The organism is Vibrio sp. QJM3NY_15 (genome assembly GCF_057785995.1).
Map to the genome: position 1 here is coordinate 68,213 of NZ_JBYMCW010000003.1, position 19,192 is coordinate 87,404.

The window sequence follows — 19,192 nt, forward strand, 5'->3', positions numbered from 1 at the left end:
ACCTTCTGTCTGGTATGCTCAAAAAATAGCCACAAACTATGAGAGGTTTCTATCTCCATAGCTCTTTTAATATAAAATATTAAATTGGTAAGAAAATGCATAACGAGAAATCAATTACACTCGTTTCTGAGGTCATCGAGCGCAGCTTCACGAGCGATTTTCATTGCTTAATTGCATTGATTCAGCATCTCGGTGCTCATGAAAAGTGGAACAGTAGAACACCAAGAAATATTGCTGATAGTATTGGCTTGGATAAGGTAGATGTAGAGAATGTTCTTGACGGATATCCTGCATTTTTTAGAAAGTCCTCTAACCTAAGTGCTCAGAAAGAACCTTTGTACTCTCTGCATATCAGGTATGCGAGAAGAACTAAAAAACAAATTGAAGGAGAGGGAGGCCTCAAGGAATGGTCAGCACCATTATCCTCTGAAGAAATGCAGACACTCCTTAACCTAGTAACAAATATGATTGGTTTAGAGGCAGAGAATAGACGTCTTAAAGAAGACTCAAGGCACAACAATATGAAGGTTTGGGTTGCGCTGACTGGCGCTTTTGCAACGGCAATTGCGGCAATTTTAGCGCAGATTGTCAGTAGTGGCTCTTAAAAGGAATAGTTATGAAACTCACAAAATTCCGAGTTAGAAATTTTCGTTCAATCAATGATAGCGGTGAGATTACGACAGACAACTTAACTGCAATACTAGGTCGTAATGAAAGTGGCAAGTCAAATATATTACTCGCTCTTCAACACTTAAACCCTTCAGGCGGTATGACAGAGATTGAAGCTATAAAGAACTTTCCTCGCCATCGCAGACTTGGAGAACAGGACGAAAATACACGGTTCCTTGATACTGAATGGACGTTGTCGCAACAGGAAAGAGAGTCCCTGTCTTCTATTTTTCCTAGAGCGTCTGAAGTTTCAACCGTCACGATTGCTCGTCGATATGGAAAAACAAAATACATAGGTTTGGTTGGCTTAAAAGACCAGAGCTTAGATGTAAAAGCAATAAACAGAATTATTGATAAGATCGTTACGCTCCTAGATGCTCTAAAAAACGAGGATAACGCTGAAAATGTCAAAGCCGTAGTACAAGAGGTCGACATGTTGAAAGCAACTGAGGCTCTCTCTGTTGAGACCTGGTTGGAAGCAGTTTTAGGCCGATATGATCATACGCTTAGAGATGCTGCACAATACACGTTAGAGAGGCAAGACGACTACCTCGACCTTAAAGATGACTTCGCACAAATAGTGACAGCTTTAAATGATGGTGAACAAGAGAAAAAAGCTCGTGAGTTTATAGTGGAATGCCTCCCTATTTTTGTTTACATCGATGAATACCCACATTTGGATGGACATCAGAACCTCGGCACTCTTAGTCAGCATCGACAAAATAGCCAGCTGACTGCAGAAGACGAAGGTTTCATTAAATTGTGTAAAGTTGCGGATATAGATCCAATTAAGCTCCAAGAGTTAGCGTCAGATCCTGAGACACGAAACCAACTAGTTAACAGGGCAGGGGCTGTTGTTACCAGTGAGATTAGACGCTTATGGACAGACCGTGAGTTGAAAGTCCGTTTCAATTTGGATGGCAACTATTTCGATACGTATATATCCGATCCGACGTCTACTTATGATGTTGAAGTTAATCTGAACGAAAGGAGCCGAGGGTTTAGGTGGTTTTTTTCATTCTACATTACGTTTTTTGCAGATACACATGGCGGTGATGCAGAGAATGCTATCATTCTTTTGGATGAACCTGGGCTATACCTACATGCAAAATCCCAAAGTGATCTGTTAAAGCATCTTGATGAAGACTTTAGCAATCAGATTATTTATACAACGCACTCACCTTTCCTAGTCCCGACAAAACAACTTTCCACAGTCAAGACTGTGAATATATGCCAAGAAAAAGGAACAACAGTTACTAACGACCCCACAGGTGATTCAACTACGCTATTCCCTTTGCAAGCGGCACTCGGGTATGAAGTTTCTCAGTCGTTATTTATTGGCTCAAACAATTTGGTTGTCGAGGGGGTTACTGATTTTTGGTATCTGTCATCGATGTCTGAGTACCTGAAATCGTTGGGTAGGACAGGTTTGATGGATAAGATAACTATAACTCCAGCTGGCGGAGCTCAAAAAATACCATATCTGGTAAGTTTATTGTCTTCTCAACATCTTAATTTATTGGTGTTGCTCGATCATGAAAAAGAAGCACTTGCCACTAAAAACGATCTGATAACTAATCACAAACTAACTAAAAGGAACGTCATTTTAGTATCTGAAGCAACAGAGAACGACGTTGCTGAATTAGATATTGAAGACCTATTTGGTCCCGAGTACTTCCTTTCTCTGGCAGAAGAAGCCTATAGAGGCGAGGTAACCACCGATGACCTCACATACAACGATAAGATTCCAAGGGTCTGCAAACGATTCGAAAAAGCGATGAAAGATTCCGGTATCAAGAAACAATTTGTGAAAGCAAAGCCTGCGAGATTATTTATGAGTAAACTCTCAGAAGGTAAAGGTAGCAATCTTCCAGAAGAAGTAATTTATAGCTTTGAGTCACTATTCAAACTTATCAATAAACGAATGAAATAGTGAAGGATAGGGGAATTCAAGATTCAGTGGGATATCATTATTTAAATGAATTGACAATTATATGGGATATTTGCCATACTGAGTGTGTAGAAGGGTTTGATATGTAATCTGCATCTGGCTTGATTACATATTTGTAAGCTACCTATGGCTAGCCAGAAAGTCATAGTAAGTTGTTAAGGTTAACCACCTGTCCCGACCCCATAGAGCTAAGGGAACGCCACGAACAACACCTATTAAGAAAAAAGCCGACACGTAGTGTCGGCTTTTTTCGTTCTATTGTCCCGTCCTGAAATGTGTTTACACATTGAGGACGAATTATGACTACTTCAAATAATACCTACGTTAAGCGCACTCAGCGTGATTACACACTAGGCTTTAAATTACAGGTCGTCGCCGCTGTAGAAAGAGGCGATATGACATATAAACAAGCCCAAACCATTTATGGTATCCAAGGCCGTTCAACTGTTTTAACTTGGCTTCGAAAGCACGGTAAGATGAATTGGGCGCAAACTCCAAGGATGAATACCATGCACCAATCAATTAAGCCTAAAGAGTCACCAGCACAGAAAATAAAGCGCCTTGAGAAAGAGCTGGAAGACGAAAAAATAAAGAATCTCTTTTTAAATAGAGTGGTTGATATTCTTGATACTGAACACGGAACTAGCCTCAGAAAAAAGTATCTCGCCAAGGAGCAAGAAGTCTTCAAGAACAGGACGGAATAAGTTTAGTTCGAGTATGTAAGCTATGCGGGATATCGAGACAAAGCGTTTATCAACGAGAAAAGCGAGCTGTTCATCGCCAGTTGGAACTTAAACCCATCAAACAAATGGTGTTGGATATTAGACGTTATATGCCTCGGGTTGGCACTAGAAAACTCTACTTTTTACTTAAGCCAAAGTTGCAAGAACAAGGCATCAAGCTAGGTCGAGATGCTCTTTTCAACTACTTACGTGATGAACGATTATTGGTAAGACCTAAACGTAGTTTTACAAAAACGACAAACAGTAAGCATTGGATGAAAAAACATCCGAACTTATTAAAGAACTACAAACCATGCAATCCAGAGGGTGTGTTAGTAAGTGACATTACCTATATCCAATCAGATGAAGGAGTTCACTATCTCTCATTGGTAACTGATGCGTTTAGTCGGAAAATTATGGGCTACGAGCTAAGCAACGAAATGAAGGCGACGGATGTTGTAAAAGCGCTAGATATGGCTATTAAGGGACGTCAATATCATCGTTCGTGTATCCATCACTCTGATCGTGGTCTCCAGTATTGCTCAGGTGTTTATCAAGATAAGTTGAAAAGTAGCGGCATAAGCCCCTCGATGACAGACGGTTATGACTGCTATCAAAATGCATTAGCAGAGAGAGTAAATGGAATACTGAAACAAGAGTTCTTACTTGATAAGTGTAAAAACCTCGGAGAGCTTAAACAACTAGTAAAAGAGTCTATAAGTACCTATAACAACATGAGGCCGCACCTTAGTCTCAGGATGAAAACTCCAAATGAGGTGCATGAAAAAAGCCAACAGCTGACGCTGTTGACTTAGTAGAAATACTGTCAACGTATTTTAGGACGAGACATATAACTCTAGATTCCCCATAACATTACCTGGATGAGCTTTCTTATCGTAGGCAGTAATGATGTTGTAAAAAGGCTCTTCGTTTTGAGGCTCTTTTAAATCGACGACGACCATACCGGTATTTGATTCGACTATTAATGGCTTGTTGGGGCTCTTTTTAGGGTCAATTATCACCTCTGCCCCTACCTGAAGAACGCTTTCAATAAACTTAACCACATCCTCTGCATTTTGAGAGTTTAGTTCATCCCCGTGCTTGTCCCAGATGTGCCGTAGCCCAAAAGCTCCTTTAGGTTCGTGATGGTTATGGCTATAGAAACCACTATCGCCTAGTTTTAGATGTATTTCCCCTTTTGGAAAATTATCATTCAACTTAGGAATAGTTCCAAAAGACAAATCACCTTTATTATTCGTAACCCTTGAGTTCTTCATGTTTTTCTTGTCAAGGACGTCATTGTCGATGTCTGTTGGATTGAAAATATTCATTTTGTCTTGGATGATGAAGAATTATTCAGAATCATACCAACTATTTCAAACGTATGCCCCCACTTACTTTTAATTATTCATTGTTGCAATGATTAATTTTTGAGTCTCTACTTAATTTTAGTGACTGTCCATGAAGGTGTGATTTCTCGTTGATTCGGTATAGTTTTTGGTTGAATTAAAAAGATGTTAATTTACGCGGGGAGCGCACTTAAAAGCGTCACAAACTTACCAGAAAGTATGGAAGCATTGCCTTGATCAAGTGTCCGAAACCTTTGCTATGAGTGTTTGAGGCGCTCTGAGTACTGTTTCTTACAACAAACTCGCGGATTTTACATAACAGGAATAATGAACACCACTTTTTTTTAACGAGTGTGATCAGATATTCAAATATTTATTATTTCACTCTAATCGGGCATAATATTAAGTCAGCTTGGGGTTGTTTATACAATCCCTAAGAAGGCGAAGGGGCATGCTCCTTCGCCCTTTTTAATCAGGTTATTTTATGGAGTTAAGGATGATTTATAGATGGGCTCTTTTTCGCCATAAGTATTCTTTTTTAGGTGCTGTCTGCGAATTGTTTGTTGTAGCGCTATTCCTTTTTTCAATAGCGTTACCTCTTATCTCTGAAACTTTACTTAGTCTACAAATCTCATCAGCGTTATGGGTTTTCTGTTTTATCTCATTTTTTGTTTTTTCTCGAAGTGACAAATTACGCAGATCTATGCATGGTTAGTGTGTTTATTTTACGTAACGTCACTTAGTGCGCACCCAAACACAAACCAACCTTTTTGTTAGAACCCCTTAATCATTGTTGCAATGGTTAAGGGGTTTTTTAAATCAATGTTCATTAAGGTGTACCTATAATTACATTTAGAAGTTCACACTGTTTGATTTTAAGTAATGCAACCCCGTTACTTTCAGCAACTATCTCATAGAAAATATTACTAAATGTAGATGTCCAAACTATGTTGTTATCAAAACCTAACGATTCATGCGTTTTAGTAAGGAAGTATCGTTCAAAATAAATTAAAGGTAGTTTCATGAAGTAATAGTTTTTATCATTAACTTTGTTAATTTTAGAGATAATTCCTTCAGCTAGGAAATAATAGGATTTATCTCCAGGTATTGAATATATTGATTCCATGCCATTAAGTATCAAATTTAAGTTAATAATTTCATCGTGACCGGTTTTTATATTTAACTGATATTCGGGTGAATGCCAGCGAAGTAGTTTTTTAATTATTACTTTAGATTTGTACTTGCTGATCTTTGCTTCTTTGCTAACAAATTTTGTATAGTTATAGATTCTATCTTGCACGTATTTTAAGTCATAGCGATCAATTTTACTAATATCATTTGCAATTAGTATTCTAATTAATGGGGAGTCTACTTGATTTTTTATGTCTTCAACTATCTCAATGTAGGACTTTTTCTCATAAATGAACTTATATAATATGTAATGAGACTTTGTAAGAGGAATTCCAGCCTCCCTAGCTAATATCCTAGATTGAAGCTGTAGTTTTTTTATAATTCGATCACTTTGGTCTTTATTCATGATAGGTTTCCCAATGTTAAAATTTATATTTATCGCTATCACTTCCCGATAATTAGCTAAATATAAAAATAACCATTTGGTTTACTATTCTTGAATTTACTGTTTGAGGCTCTCTATAGATTTGGCGGGAAGTCCACGTATAGCCTCAGGATACGCTACTTAACTATATTATTTTTTTTGGTATTAGTCAAAGTTCCTCCTTGAAGTCCTGAATAACTAAGATCGCCAAAAAAAAGTTTATATAAGTTAATTAATTAGGTAACGAAAAATAGCGCAATGAAATGACTGTTTTGTTGCGCTATGAAAACTATTGTTTATAATTTAATTTGTTGAAAAGTAAGGTTTATTTTTTGTACTGGTGAAGTGTTGGTCGTGCCGTGGTTTTATGGCGTTGTTGCCTAAATCGAATTGAACCTTTTTCTATAACTGTGATCTGATCCCATGTAGCAGATGCATGGGATAGGTAAGTCGAAAAAGAAGATAACTAACTGGAGTTAATACTACAAAGCTCTATGCAAATGAGAGTCAGTTACATTCTGGGTGGATGACTCGCTATTGATGCAGATACGCGTGAAATCATTAGTGCATAGATAAGCATGGTCAATGTCGGAGATAGTGAAGTACTACCAGCGTAACTCCCCCGCTTCGAAGGAAGGTCCGTGCGGTATCAGGTGGCGGCACTTATGATTCTAAAGAGTGTCTGTACTGGTCAACAAATTCCGGGTATTGACTTAAGCCGATTTTCGATATTTACTGGCGACAGCCCATTATTTTCTTGATGAGGCCGTTGCCGATTGTAGTAACTCATCAGGTAATGGTTGATGTCTTTCTGGCTTGAGCTTGTGTCAGGTAACCTGTTGCTGTATCCACTCGGTTTCCAAGCAAATAGCCTTTCCATGGGAGCGTTGTCCCAATAATTACCACGACGGCTCATGCTTTGAGTTATACGATATCGCCAAAGTCTTTGACGATATCTACGGCTGTTATACTGATACCCTTGATCTGAATGGAACATCACGTTTTCGGACATCTCTGTTGTTTCTAGGCCATATCCAAAGCGATTTACAATGTTTCTAAAGCAGGAAAAATGAAATTTATTATATTCAAGGTAGCAAGGAAGCGTTTACATACTTCAAACCGCGATTGCGACTGACGTGTTACTTCCCATTTTAAGGTGACATCGTGGTGTTCTTGAGTTTACGATAGTGCTTTTTCGAGCATATTTTGAGGTCGGGGGAGGTGAGACGATGGAGTGATTGGGCTTGTTTTTGAAACGAAATGAACACAATTTCCAATATAAAGGAAAGAAGAGACGGCCAGTAAAAGGCAAGAAAGCAGCAAACGCTATGTGCTCACACCTGACAGTCTTCATACATAATTTTTCCTAAATAGGTAAAACCTCAATGGCCGAGTTCAGAATGAAAAATCACTGAGTCATCTGTTAGTTACAGAAAACCTTGGGTTTGAGATAGGCTCTAATTAATTTAACATAATGTATATAATACGCAGTTGACATGTGAGCCCCCGATAGTAATGTCCGGTTTGACCCATTTAGAAATGTCCTCTTTTATGTCTTATCACCTAAAGAGGATTCACCGGAATGTTGATAACCATGAGCACCAAAGAACTAGAAAAAATCAAAATATTGCAAGACGTGATCGAGCGTCGAATACGTCAGTGTGATGCCGCAAAGCGATTAAACATATCCCCTAGACAAGTGCGGCGACTAGTCAGGAAATTAGAGCAAAGCGGTCCATCATCGATCGTTCATAAGGCCAGAGGTAAACCAAGCAATCGATGCCACTTACCTGAATACCGCCTGACAGTCTTAAATACGATTAGAGAACACTACCCAGACTTCCCTCCCACTTTCGCCAAAGAGAAGCTATTAGAGTGTCATAACCTTCCTGTAGGACTAGAAACGCTGCGTAATTGGATGATTGCGGACTTGATCTGGAAACCAAGATCTCAACGTAAACCAAAGGTTTACCAACCACGGCATCGACGTGACTGTTTGGGAGAGCTTATTCAAATTGACGGTTCACATCATGATTGGTTTGAAGGTCGTCGCCCTAAATGCTGCTTGCTCGTCTTTATCGATGATGCCACAGGTCGCCTGATGAACCTACGATTCAGCGAAACGGAATCCGTCATTGATTATATGGTTACTACACGTGAATACGTCGAAGCTCACGGAAAGCCACAGGCGTTCTACAGTGACCGGCACGCAATATTTCACTCCAGCACCAAAAAAGGAATAGAGGCTAAAAACTCGACTCAATTTGGTCGTTCATTAAAAGAGCTCGGCATCGAGCTCTTTTGCGCCAATAGCTCACAAGCTAAAGGTCGAGTCGAACGAGCCAATTTAACGCTCCAGAATCGCTTGGTGAAGGAAATGAGGTTAAGAAAACTAGACACGATAGCCGACGCCAATCTATGGCTACCCGAGTTCATGGCGGATTTTAATCGCCGCTTTGCAAAAACAGCAAACTACCCGAAAGATATGCACCGCCCATTAAGAGAAGATGTGCATGAACTCTACGATATTTTTTCGTGGCAAGTTGTACGCAAGCTATCAAATGCCTTGACGTTCCAATACAACCAAGTTGTTTACTTGATTGATAATACAGAAGAAAATTCAAAACTAGTAAAAGAAAATATACTCATCTTAGAACATTTAGATGGACTAATAAGCGTACGCTATGGCCATAGCTCATTAAAATTCAAGATATTCGACAAACTAGAAAAGGTGTCACAAGGTCAAGTAGTCGATAACAAGAGACTTGGTCAGGTATTGCTGTTTGCCAAAGATAAGCAAGATGAGTTTGAAGCTAAGAACAAACGTAAGAGGAACTCAAACGCGGTCAGTATTGTTGGTCAGAGACAAGCAATGAATGAGCAGCTAAGAGCATTAAATCCAGTCCTCCTTGAACCAGACCAATTCACCGCCAGCCACTCAAGTTAACTCAATTTATTTTCTCCCCAAAGCGGACATTTCTAATGGGGAGAGAAGAGGACATTTCTATCGGGGATTGACATGACATGACTTGTAGGCCCCAGATAGTAATGTCACTTTTGAGCTAGATTAAAATGTCACCTTAGTGCTGGTTGCTGGCTACATTTCATGTACCAGCTTCGGTTACTAAGGACTACTGAGATGTTGATTGCCATGAGTGAAAAAGAAATTAGTCGATTCAAAGTTATTCAAGACGTCTGTGAACATCGTTTGCGTCGTACTGATGCGGCAGAGATACTTTCGTTAAGTGAGCGTCAAGTTCAAAGGTTAATGAACAAACTACGCGAACATGGTGCGGCTAGTTTAACCCATGCTTCTAGAGGTAAACCCAGTAATCGACGTTATTCTGACGAGTATCGCAAAGAGATTCTTTCGACTATCCATAAATACTATTCTGATTTCTCGCCCACATTTGCACGTGAAAAGATCATAGAAAATCATAATTTAGCTATCTCGTTAGAAACACTTCGCCAATGGATGATCGCCGACAACCTTTGGATCCCGCACTCACAACGAAAACCTAGAGTCTATCAACCTCGTTACCGTCGAGACTGTCTTGGAGAATTGATTCAGATAGATGGCTCACATCATGACTGGTTTGAGGGCCGCAGCGACAAATGCTGCCTACTAGTGTTCATTGATGATGCGACTGGCCGCTTGATGAACCTAAGATTCAGTGAGACAGAATCCGCGTTTGATTACATGCTGACCACGCGTGAATACCTTAATGAGCACGGTAAACCCATCGCATTTTACAGTGACAAGCACTCGATTTTTCGAGTGAATCAGGAGAAACACAAACAAGTTGGCCAAACTCAATACGGGCGCGTGTTGAAAGAACTGGCCATAGAACTCATCTGTGCCAACAGCTCCCAAGCCAAAGGACGCGTGGAGCGAGCCAACCTCACGCTGCAAGACCGGCTGGTTAAAGAGATGCGCTTACAAGGTATCGACACCATCGAACAAGCCAACGCCTGGCTTCCCTACTTCATCGCCGATTTTAACCATCGCTTTGCTAAGCCCGCTCAATACCCAAAAGACATGCATCGTCCGGTTCGAGAGTCCAAGCAAGAACTCGACGATATTTTCAGTTGGCAAGAAACCCGCAAGCTCTCAAAGTCGCTGACATTTCAATACGATAAAGTGATCTATCTCATTGAACCTACTGAAGAAAACAGCCGACTCGCGCACGAACACGTCAAGATACTCGACTACCCAAACGGTGAAATCGCCACCCAATACGGGCATCTAAAACTCGAATTCAAAACCTTCGACAAACTCGAGCACGTTCAACAAGCCCAAATTGTCGACAACAAACGCCTCGGGCAAGTTTTAAAGTTTGCTCAGCAACAACAAGAAGAATTCGAACCATTCAAAGCCTCCAGTCGAAAGACCTAACAACGGGACATTTTAAAATGGGATTGACAATAATAAACTATTGATTTTAATAGAAATTAAGTGATATTTAACGTAGGACCTGTTTGGGTTTTATATAATTAATAGATTAATTATTTTAATTTCCACCCCTCAATGTGCTGTAAATTTTCTAAGGTTATTTGTTATTTTGTTGTTATTTTGTTGTTATTTTGTTGTTATTTATGGATTTTTCATATCTGCGTATTAAGGTGATGATATCACCTCTAACTAGGTGGCCAAATTAACTATGCCACTACAAATCAGCTTCTTGGACGCCATACCTTAAGGCTTTCAATACTTTTTGATATCGCTTGTTTTTTATCTATGTCTTTTAACATGACTAGTTGCTCTTCTTTCTCAACTGTAGATGCCCTTAAAGTTTCCTTGTTATTTAATACTTGCCAAGTAGACACTAAAGTCCCTGTTCTTCCTGCACCATAACCGCAATATACATAAGTATTATTCCCTTTAATGGACGTTAACGCTTGTAGTAATTGCTCTCTATCTGGGACTGAAAAATCCTCTGTTTTTATATGAATATATTTTATCCCTGCCTTAGCCAAAGACTTCGTTTCTGAGTGACTGAGTTCAATTGAATTAAGACTAATAACTTGATTAAAACCCTGACCCTTAAGAAAATTAATCGCGTCAACAGACATTTTTTGGGAACTGTCGACTTTATGATAATGAGGAGCAGCTCCTCTAGATAAAACTCCAGGCTCTACTGACACGAAGTTTCTAAAGATCTTCTGTCCATTGATATTGAGGTCACCTTTAAAGCCTTTTAGGGCATTTATTTTTGGAAGATCCTTTAAATTTGGCTGCTTTGACTTTATCGCATCTTCAGTTAATGGAAGATCTTCGATCCATTTTGCGACGCGTTTCCCTTTAGATTTAGACAATACCCCAACCTCCGCTACAGAAGTTAAATGAGCGATTTCATGCTCAGGACCTGATGAATCTGAAGTGCGCGGTGTAAGCAAGTCAATATTACTTTTTAAAAGAAAGGTAACTTTTTCTCTAGCTTGTTTCCCTTTTATCTTCTTGGCAACATCAAAAGCCGATTTTAGGACTGTAAGTTTATCCTGTGGGTTGGATACATTAAGTATTTTTTTAACCATTTTGTTTATGGTTTTTTCAGACACGGGGTTTGAGGTCCAACGGAACGAAAGTGTACGATTAGATAGTTAAATTATTGATTTTATATGCATTTCCCTCAATTTATCTTATTCATTTCAGCAATGAATAAGATGGCGAGCTGAATATCTTCAATTTATTGCCGAGAGTGATGTTTTGGAACAATAAAGTTTGTACACTGTTGAAAAAGTTTGTACATACATGTTATTTGGAATAATAAAGTTTGTACACTAGGCTATAATATATTTTATCGAATTAGATAGAGTATGCGTTGTGGCTGGACGAAGAAAACTTGAAAAGCTCGCTGATTTCAAGCGGGCTTTAAAACAAAAATATGGCTTAGGTGAAGGAGCTAATTACACTCCTTGGATAAGAGTTCAGGATGTTAAGTCTCATGGTCACAGCGGTAAGATTGACGGAATAAAATCGGGACGAACTCACCATACCTTATCTGAGCAAGAGACATGTTTTTTCTATTTAGCTGAGTTTTCCGATTCAGTTACCGATATTCGAGAGCAGTTTCCTCTGCTTCCTCTCACTCTCTCATTAAAAATATCTAAGCTGCTTGATGTTGAGCATCCTAAGCACCCAATAACCAAAGCCCCAATCATCATGACCACTGATTTCCTTTTAACCTGTAGTGATGGAAAGCGGATTTGGTATGAAGCTGTTTCTGTGAAGCCTAGTGAAAAGCTTTCAGATAAAAGGACGGCAGAAAAGCTCGATATTGAAAGAGTTTGGTGGGAGTTATTAGGTATTCCATTTCACATATTTTGCCTGTCAGAACTGAATCAGATTAAGTCAAAGAATATTCAATGGATTACCGATCCTAAACGTAAGAGTTACTCATCACCTTCGAATAAAGTTAGAGAAGAAGCCAAGCGTATATTGACGGTGGGAACAATGCAATTAAGCGATGTTTGTGACATGTTTTCTAATCAAGTCGGCATGTCGAATGATGATGCATTGATTTTGTTAAAGTATTTAATAGCTGATAAAGAAGTTATTGTAGATTTGGCGCGGCCCATAGTTCTATCTGGGATGATAGAAATTGTTCAAGTTAAGATGGATGGGAAATCACAGCAATATGCAAGTTGAATTAAATAGTGTTTGGCGAGTTCATAACTTAGATGGTCTTGAGGATGGTCTTTACAGGGTTTTGCAACTATATACAAAGGAACATATCGTCATTCTTTTTCCTTTGCTCGAATCAAAGGCTTTGCAACGACCACTTAAGCTTGATTTTGACTTTTTTAATGAGGCCATTAAAACGGGTAATTCCGAATTGAGTTCATATGAGCTTCCGTATTATCAATTGCAGTCAGAAGACGATATTTCAGAGAGTTATCTTGTAAAAAGAGATGAAAAATATCGACTTATTAGTGAATTAGCATCTGATCCATATTTTTTGCTAAATTTGGTTGAGCAACCTCGTAGTAAAGCTGTTTCGACACACGCGAAAGCCCGCAACACATATATCCAGAATATCTATCGAGCACTAAATCTTTATTGGAAATATGGTCAAGAGCGAAATGCACTTTTACCGAGCTATAAGAACTCTGGGGGTAGAGGTAAATCAAGAGTAGCTGGTGTAACAAAGCGTGGTTCTCCGATACAACTCTCCAGTCCAAGTATTGAAGTTCCTGAAGGTGTTAATACTACTGAGCACGATAAAACTTTGTTTCTTAAGGCGATGAAGAAGTTTGGACTCAAAGGTGAAAAAGTTAAGTTCAGTCGTGTATATGACAAAATGCTCAAAGAATATTATGCAGAGGAGCTAATTGCTGCTGAATTTGAGTCACGAGAAGCGTTAGTACCTAATTACCGAGCGTTTGTTTATTGGGCCAAAAAACTAGTTCCAGCACAAATTCTAATACGTAAACAAACAAATCAGGGTGACTTTGACCGCAATAAGCGAGGTTTAAAAGGTTCTGCTACCGATCATACAGAAGTTCCTGGCAGTTGCTTTGAATTGGATGCAACAGTTTTGGATGTACATATCGTATCTGACTTTCAGAGACATCATGTATTGGGGAGACCAACCGTTTATTGTGTAGTTGATAAAGAAAGTCGAATGATTGTCGGGCTGCATGTCTCCATGGAATATGCTTCTTGGAGGGCTGGTCGGCAGGCTTTAATTAACAGCTTTACCTCTAAGAAAGAGTATTGCGCAGAATTTGGTATTGAAATAGAAGAAGCTGATTGGCCTTGTAACCACATACCTCAACGATTGCTTTGTGATCGAGGAGAGTTTATTTGTCAGGATGCCGAAAGTCTCGCTGTGCCATTGATTGGCCACTTGAGTATTGCTCCCCCATACAGGGCGGAATTGAAAGGCATAGTCGAACATCGTTTCAATATATTGAACGAGAAATTAGTCCATGAGCTGCTAGGGACTACGAAAGGACGGCATTACATCAGAAGTGATAGAGACCCAAGGTTAGATGCTACTTTTACGCTCAGAGAAATAACCAAGCTCCTTATTGATGAAGTTTTAGAGCACAACAGTTCAATTTTTAAAGATTTAGCTAAGCAAAGTACATTACTTATTGAGTCAGGGTTTTCTCCAACCCCTCTAAACTATTGGAATCTACATGTTAAAGCACAGCGTCATGCTTTAAGTCGAGCAGACGAGGCTCATATTCGTTCTCGCCTATTACCAACAGTAAAAGTGACCATGACAGGCAAAGGAATTCGGCTGAACGATCAAATGTATTATGAGTCAGATCATGCTGATTTTGATACTTGGAAAGTAATCGCGAGAAATAATGGTTCATGGCAACTAGATGCTTTAGTTGATCATGATAATTCAAGCTTCATATTTGTCAGGCTTGAGGAAGTTAGTGGTTTTACCCGATGTTACTTGATGAAGGAGTCGGCTAATTTTGCTCATAGGCATCAAGCAGACATCCTGTATTTTGAAGATTGGATTAAGTTGGAAAAAAACAAAGCTAAGCCAACATCGAAATCGATAGAGCGTCACCAGAGAAGAAATCAGGTTATCGAAACTGCAAAAGAAGAAGCGGCATTGGCTCCATCGTTGAGTTCAAAATCTGAGAGAACAAAGGGCATGAAAGCAAGGAGAAGGGAAGCTATTCTTGCACAGAGGATTGAGGACGGAGAATCTCAACCTCATCAAGCTAAGCCTGATATGGAATCAGATATACCCAGTAAACACCTAGATGACAAGAAGAAAAAAGTAATTTCAATGCTCAAGCGAAAAAGGGCCAACGATAATGAGATGTGAAGAAGCCACTTATCATGAAGCGATATTACCCGAGCATCGTGGTAATCCTTTGATTGAAGCTTTGCCACCTAAGGTTGAGGATGATGAGTTAGTTATTAAGCTGAGTAATTATCCTGAGAGGTTCGTTGAGGAAACAAAGTTAGAGGCAATTGAAAGGTTGGACTATCTCACCCGATTAAAAGCGTTGAGGCAGCCACTACCTCTCTATTTTGATGTATTTAGGGCCATCGAAATAGCGATCAAAGAGGGATATTCAGCAAAAAATCCTTTATCTCCCACAACAATGAACTATCTACATTATTCTTTAGATAATCGACCTGATGTTGAACCCCGAACAGGCTTTTTTGAACCTAAAGGCAGTGGAATAACAATAATTGGTGAAAGCGGAGTAGGTAAAACCTGCATGCTTGAACAGGTACTCAACTGCTTTCCAGATGTCATCGAACACCGATATTACCAAAATAAAGTATTAGCAATTCCGCAAGTTGTTTGGATTAAAGTAGATTGTCCCGATGACTCAAGTGTGAAGGGACTCTGCCATCGCATCTTAGAGCAAATAGATCAAAAACTAGGACACCCTCCAACAAAACCTGCGGGAACGATAGCTCTTTTACTTCAACAAATTGAATCGAAAATGAAATCAAATTTCCTCGGGATTTTGGTTATTGATGAAATGCAAAACCTAAACCTTGCTAAAGCAGGCGGTGCTGATCGACTTTTAGGCTTTTTGCATAACTTAGTTAACAATTTAGGTATTCCGATACTTTTCTGTGCAAATCCTCCATTCGATGAACTTCTCAGCAAGAGTTTTAAATCAGCGCGACGTGCGGAAAGTAGTGGCTATTTCGATGTAGAACTAATGACGAATGATGAAGAGTGGGAATTGTTCGTGGATGAACTTTGGTGTTTACAGTGGACGAATGTTGAAACGCCGTTGACCCCAAGTTTGAACAATAAACTATACTCACTGTCTGCTGGTAATATGGATTTGGCTGTTCGAGTTTATTATTCAGCTCAAAAGGCAATTATTGGTTCTTCAGACGAGAGGATTACTGAAGAGGTTCTTGATCTTGGAGCCAGTATTGCTATACGGGCAACGAAAAATCTCACAGAAGAAATGAGAAAGAAACACGCGATTTCTATCCTAAAAAGAAATCGAAAAGATGGTCATACTGAACCGAACAGCCATCGACGTGAAGATGTTTCAACGAAAGAAGTCATCAATACCAAATCTAAAGTGGTAACGATACCAGGAGACTTGACTCGTCCACATCATCCTGAGTTCATTGGCGAACTAACGGAACTTATTTTTTCAGAGAGTTTGAGTGATCGGATATTGGATACTAATCTGATCCATAGGGCTTCTCAGGATAGTGATCCACTTGAAAGCCTAAGGGCTTCGGGTGTTTTGTGTGACGACCCATTGGAGACGTTTAGTTAGAATTTAGCTGTATGGCGAACCTATCGGAGGTGATATGCGTTTACCTGATGCATTACCCGATGAGCTACTGTTTAGTCGAATGATTAGATATTGCAATGTAGGTGCGGTTCCCATATCTGAATTTCTCAAAAGCGTATACGGAGACCATAGAGCAAGTATTAACCCAATACTTACTGCTGGTTTAAGTTCGCTTTCAAGTCTGTACAATGAGAACAATAATGACCTGCTAATGGGGCAAACTCTTGCTCCATTGTTTATGCATTATTACCCGCAATACAAAGCCAAATTATCAGAAGCTATATTCTCAACGGATAATTATTCGGCGATTCGTTTAAGCCAGCTCTCGTGCGTGAGAGAACATAGCGAATTAACTCTCAAACTGTGCCCAGTCTGCATTCAAGAAGATATCAGACAATTTGGAGTGGCTTATTGGCATCGAGTTCATCAAATACCTGCTATCGAATCTTGTTGTGATCATCAGCAGCAACTAGTGCATGTTCGCCTTCCTAAACGATTAAAGTTATCAGTTGGGTATCCTTCTTCTTTTGAAGCCGAGTATCACGAAAGTAGCGATGAAAGCTTTCGTTTGGCGCAGTTTTCTCGGCAAGTACTTCGAGAACAATCAAACAATATTTCTACATTTAGGTCGGCTAGTTACTCAGACAAATTATCGAATCTTGGCTATGTGACCAAGGGTGGTTGAATTCGCAGGGTAAAGTTACTCTCTGACTTTTATTCTTTTACAAGCCGATTGCATTTTCTATCTTCAGACGTTCTACCATCATCCGAATCGGATTATAAGTACATTACCAATTTGCTGTATAACCAATATTCACAGCATATTTTTAAGTATTTGATATTTGAATACTGGTTATCAAAGCAGAAGGTAAGGGCTAAAACAACACCAGAAGTACGCAGTGAAGGTTGTGTCGTTAGTATCTCTAGCGTAGAGCAAGAATGTTTGTCGTTGTTAAAAGAAGGATTACCAATTTCTTCAATAAGTAAGCAAACTGGCAAGAGTAGAACTTATGTGAAGTCAGTCGCTTACTCGTCGGATATGGAAGATTTGTTTGAGCCTATTAAGTTAAAAGCATCCGTCAGAGAGCAAGTTATTGCACTTGCATGGAAAGGTTTCCATCGTTCTGTGATCGCCAAATGTGTATCTGTATCAACAGGAAGTGTCGAAATGTTGATTTCTAGCGTAAATGGGTTGGTTAAGTGGAGACGGCAGTGTAAGCATGAATCGAAACGGCGACGCTACAAATCTCAGATACTTCGATACCGACACAATGACCCGTTAAAGATTAGAAAAGAGATAAAGCGAGATTGCAATGCAGCGTTTTACTGGCTATATCATCATGAACCTGAATGGCTTGAATCCGTATTACCTAAGCCATCCCACCCACATCGCTATCCTCGGGTTAAGCAGAAATAACTCAATGCGGAATCTGACTTGATAGATTCCGCAAGCTTTAGGCAGAAGTTTTGTTTTCTGATAAAAAATACAGTAGAAGAAAAGTGTACAAATCATTGACGTAGGTATGACTCCATATTAATATGGAGTCATTACGTTATCTGTAGACGCTCTACTGCATTTATTTGGCGTGATTGGCAAGGTTCAGGCGGCCACCTGAACCTTATCTAAACCTCAATACGACGATTAGACATATAGGAGATTTATTTATGCATCAAGATTACCAAATAACTGCGCGTGTGCAAGAAATTACAACCACTTTCATTCAGAAAAAACTTCTGAATGAAGATAGTTACCCTCAAAACATTCAAGAAACCGTTGTTCCTATTAGTGGAAAAGCTCAAAAGCGTGCGAAATATCAGTTCCCAATATCGGCAGAAGAAAACGACTCGATTATTTGTGAATATGATCGTGTGATGAATATTTATAACAAGCATCACTATGGCACACGAAAGAAGCTCACAGTAACAATGGAGCAGTGGTTTTTGGACGAAGCAAAGCGGTATGGATGGGCAGATGCAAAGTTTTACAAATGTGATGGTTCGACTAAAAAAGCCTGTTTTCTAGTGAAGGAAGCCGATTCGGAGAGTTCTTATGATTCAAAACACTAATCTTCGATTACTCAGTGAAGTAGCCGATATTCGAACTGGGTACACATTTAGAGAAAAGGTGGAAGAAGTTGAGGCAGAAACTGGCAGTGCTCGTATTGCTCAGATTAAAGATGTGCGTGAGATAGCCGAAACTTCAAATTCCTTCTTGCTTGATCCAAGCAAACTGCCAGCTATTGACTGGCAGGGTAAAGATAAAGCGTTAGTCGAGTCTGGAACTGTAATACTGCCTTCAAGAGGTTCGAGGGGCGGTTACTTCCAAGCATCCTGTGTTGTTGATAATGCGGAAGATTCATTACCTTTGGTGGTAACGAGTCAGTTCTTAGTGATTACACCAACGGTTGAGGTACTACCCGAATTCTTGTGTTGGTCATTAAACCAACCTTCAATTCAATTTTTATTATCTGAAGGTGCGGGCAGTCAGGGATCATCTATGGCTGTCATGCTTAAAACATCTATTGGCAATGAGATAAAGCTCAATATCCCACCTATCGAGACACAGAAGAAGATACTTCACCTCAATCAATTATGGGAAAAAGAGCAGGCATTAACCCAAGCACTGCTAATGAATCGAAAAACAATGCTTCAAGGCATGTTTCAACAATTACTTAATGAGAATAAATAA

At 39.4% G+C, this 19,192-nt stretch carries 14 protein-coding genes and 2 pseudogenes; 12 read left to right on the forward strand and 4 right to left on the reverse strand.

From position 1 onward, the window contains the following. The first annotated feature begins 95 nt into the window (after positions 1-95). From AC3CKG_RS24975 to AC3CKG_RS24985, 3 genes are all read left to right on the forward strand, one after another. Complete coding sequence (locus AC3CKG_RS24975; RefSeq protein WP_102537203.1) at positions 96-605, forward strand: hypothetical protein; 510 nt, start codon at positions 96-98, stop codon at positions 603-605. An 11-nt stretch (positions 606-616) separates the two neighbouring features. Continuing rightward, positions 617-2,602: an AAA family ATPase gene (locus AC3CKG_RS24980; RefSeq protein ID WP_488530073.1), complete on the forward strand. Its 1,986-nt coding sequence runs from the start codon at positions 617-619 to the stop codon at positions 2,600-2,602. A 317-nt stretch (positions 2,603-2,919) separates the two neighbouring features. Further along, positions 2,920-4,157, forward strand: a protein-coding gene (locus AC3CKG_RS24985; protein WP_145572392.1) for an IS3 family transposase whose coding sequence is annotated in 2 segments (ribosomal slippage) — positions 2,920-3,286 and positions 3,286-4,157 — 1,239 coding nt in all. Because the reading frame shifts where the segments join, the coding sequence is not laid out codon by codon here. Positions 4,158-4,178: 21 nt separating this feature from the next. Here AC3CKG_RS24985 and AC3CKG_RS24990 read toward each other — a convergent pair. The 3 genes and pseudogenes from AC3CKG_RS24990 to AC3CKG_RS25000 all read right to left on the reverse strand — a co-directional run. Continuing rightward, positions 4,179-4,673 (reverse strand): hypothetical protein, encoded by a 495-nt coding sequence (locus AC3CKG_RS24990; protein ID WP_488530074.1) that lies wholly within the window; start codon positions 4,671-4,673, stop codon positions 4,179-4,181. Positions 4,674-5,520: 847 nt separating this feature from the next. Next, positions 5,521-6,228, reverse strand: coding sequence for a hypothetical protein (locus AC3CKG_RS24995; protein WP_488530075.1), 708 nt, complete (start codon positions 6,226-6,228; stop codon positions 5,521-5,523). A 709-nt stretch (positions 6,229-6,937) separates the two neighbouring features. After that, positions 6,938-7,246 (reverse strand): annotated as a pseudogene (locus AC3CKG_RS25000) (IS3 family transposase); the annotation flags it as partial. A gap of 594 nt (positions 7,247-7,840) precedes the next feature. On the opposite strand from AC3CKG_RS25000, the gene AC3CKG_RS25005 reads away from it, so the two are divergent. After that, positions 7,841-9,193, forward strand: a complete 1,353-nt coding sequence (locus AC3CKG_RS25005; RefSeq protein ID WP_488530078.1) for an ISNCY family transposase — start codon at positions 7,841-7,843, stop codon at positions 9,191-9,193. Positions 9,194-9,397: 204 nt separating this feature from the next. Next, a pseudogene (locus tag AC3CKG_RS25010) lies at positions 9,398-10,612 on the forward strand (ISNCY family transposase); the annotation flags it as partial. Between the two features lie 308 nt (positions 10,613-10,920). Here AC3CKG_RS25010 and AC3CKG_RS25015 read toward each other — a convergent pair. Next, entirely contained in the window at positions 10,921-11,805 is an 885-nt protein-coding gene (locus AC3CKG_RS25015) for a protein-tyrosine phosphatase family protein (protein WP_488530076.1), read from the reverse strand. Positions 11,806-12,070: 265 nt separating this feature from the next. On the opposite strand from AC3CKG_RS25015, the gene AC3CKG_RS25020 reads away from it, so the two are divergent. The 7 genes from AC3CKG_RS25020 to AC3CKG_RS25050 all read left to right on the forward strand — a co-directional run bounded on the left by AC3CKG_RS25020 (position 12,071) and on the right by AC3CKG_RS25050 (position 19,192). Beyond that, positions 12,071-12,895 carry a TnsA endonuclease N-terminal domain-containing protein gene (locus tag AC3CKG_RS25020; protein WP_488528614.1) on the forward strand — a complete coding sequence of 275 codons (825 nt, stop codon included), beginning with the start codon at positions 12,071-12,073 and terminating at the stop codon, positions 12,893-12,895. After that, positions 12,885-15,044: a transposase gene (locus AC3CKG_RS25025; RefSeq protein ID WP_488528615.1), complete on the forward strand. Its 2,160-nt coding sequence runs from the start codon at positions 12,885-12,887 to the stop codon at positions 15,042-15,044. Before AC3CKG_RS25020 ends, AC3CKG_RS25025 begins: the two co-directional genes overlap by 11 nt. After that, positions 15,034-16,485, forward strand: coding sequence for an ATP-binding protein (locus AC3CKG_RS25030; protein WP_488528616.1), 1,452 nt, complete (start codon positions 15,034-15,036; stop codon positions 16,483-16,485). The genes AC3CKG_RS25025 and AC3CKG_RS25030 overlap by 11 nt, the downstream gene beginning before the upstream one ends. 34 nt (positions 16,486-16,519) lie before the next feature. Next, positions 16,520-17,188: a TniQ family protein gene (locus AC3CKG_RS25035; RefSeq protein WP_488528617.1), complete on the forward strand. Its 669-nt coding sequence runs from the start codon at positions 16,520-16,522 to the stop codon at positions 17,186-17,188. A 327-nt stretch (positions 17,189-17,515) separates the two neighbouring features. Further along, positions 17,516-17,920, forward strand: coding sequence for a TnsD family Tn7-like transposition protein (locus AC3CKG_RS25040; RefSeq protein WP_488528618.1), 405 nt, complete (start codon positions 17,516-17,518; stop codon positions 17,918-17,920). 248 nt (positions 17,921-18,168) lie between these two features. Continuing rightward, positions 18,169-18,570 (forward strand): hypothetical protein, encoded by a 402-nt coding sequence (locus tag AC3CKG_RS25045; RefSeq protein WP_017089035.1) that lies wholly within the window; start codon positions 18,169-18,171, stop codon positions 18,568-18,570. Further along, complete coding sequence (locus AC3CKG_RS25050) at positions 18,554-19,192, forward strand: restriction endonuclease subunit S (RefSeq protein WP_102548332.1); 639 nt, start codon at positions 18,554-18,556, stop codon at positions 19,190-19,192. Before AC3CKG_RS25045 ends, AC3CKG_RS25050 begins: the two co-directional genes overlap by 17 nt.

What these genes read in the sequence shown, in the direction of transcription:
- AC3CKG_RS25005 (WP_488530078.1), top strand. Translation starts at nt 7,841, where the DNA reads ATGAGCACCAAAGAACTAGAAAAAATCAAAATATTGCAAGACGTGATC.
- AC3CKG_RS25035 (WP_488528617.1), top strand. Translation starts at nt 16,520, where the DNA reads ATGCGTTTACCTGATGCATTACCCGATGAGCTACTGTTTAGTCGAATG.
- AC3CKG_RS24975 (WP_102537203.1), top strand. Translation starts at nt 96, where the DNA reads ATGCATAACGAGAAATCAATTACACTCGTTTCTGAGGTCATCGAGCGC.
- AC3CKG_RS25045 (WP_017089035.1), top strand. Translation starts at nt 18,169, where the DNA reads ATGCATCAAGATTACCAAATAACTGCGCGTGTGCAAGAAATTACAACC.
- AC3CKG_RS25025 (WP_488528615.1), top strand. Translation starts at nt 12,885, where the DNA reads ATGCAAGTTGAATTAAATAGTGTTTGGCGAGTTCATAACTTAGATGGT.
- AC3CKG_RS25030 (WP_488528616.1), top strand. Translation starts at nt 15,034, where the DNA reads ATGAGATGTGAAGAAGCCACTTATCATGAAGCGATATTACCCGAGCAT.
- AC3CKG_RS24980 (WP_488530073.1), top strand. Translation starts at nt 617, where the DNA reads ATGAAACTCACAAAATTCCGAGTTAGAAATTTTCGTTCAATCAATGAT.
- AC3CKG_RS24995 (WP_488530075.1), bottom strand. Translation starts at nt 6,228, where the DNA reads ATGAATAAAGACCAAAGTGATCGAATTATAAAAAAACTACAGCTTCAA.
- AC3CKG_RS25050 (WP_102548332.1), top strand. Translation starts at nt 18,554, where the DNA reads ATGATTCAAAACACTAATCTTCGATTACTCAGTGAAGTAGCCGATATT.
- AC3CKG_RS24990 (WP_488530074.1), bottom strand. Translation starts at nt 4,673, where the DNA reads ATGAATATTTTCAATCCAACAGACATCGACAATGACGTCCTTGACAAG.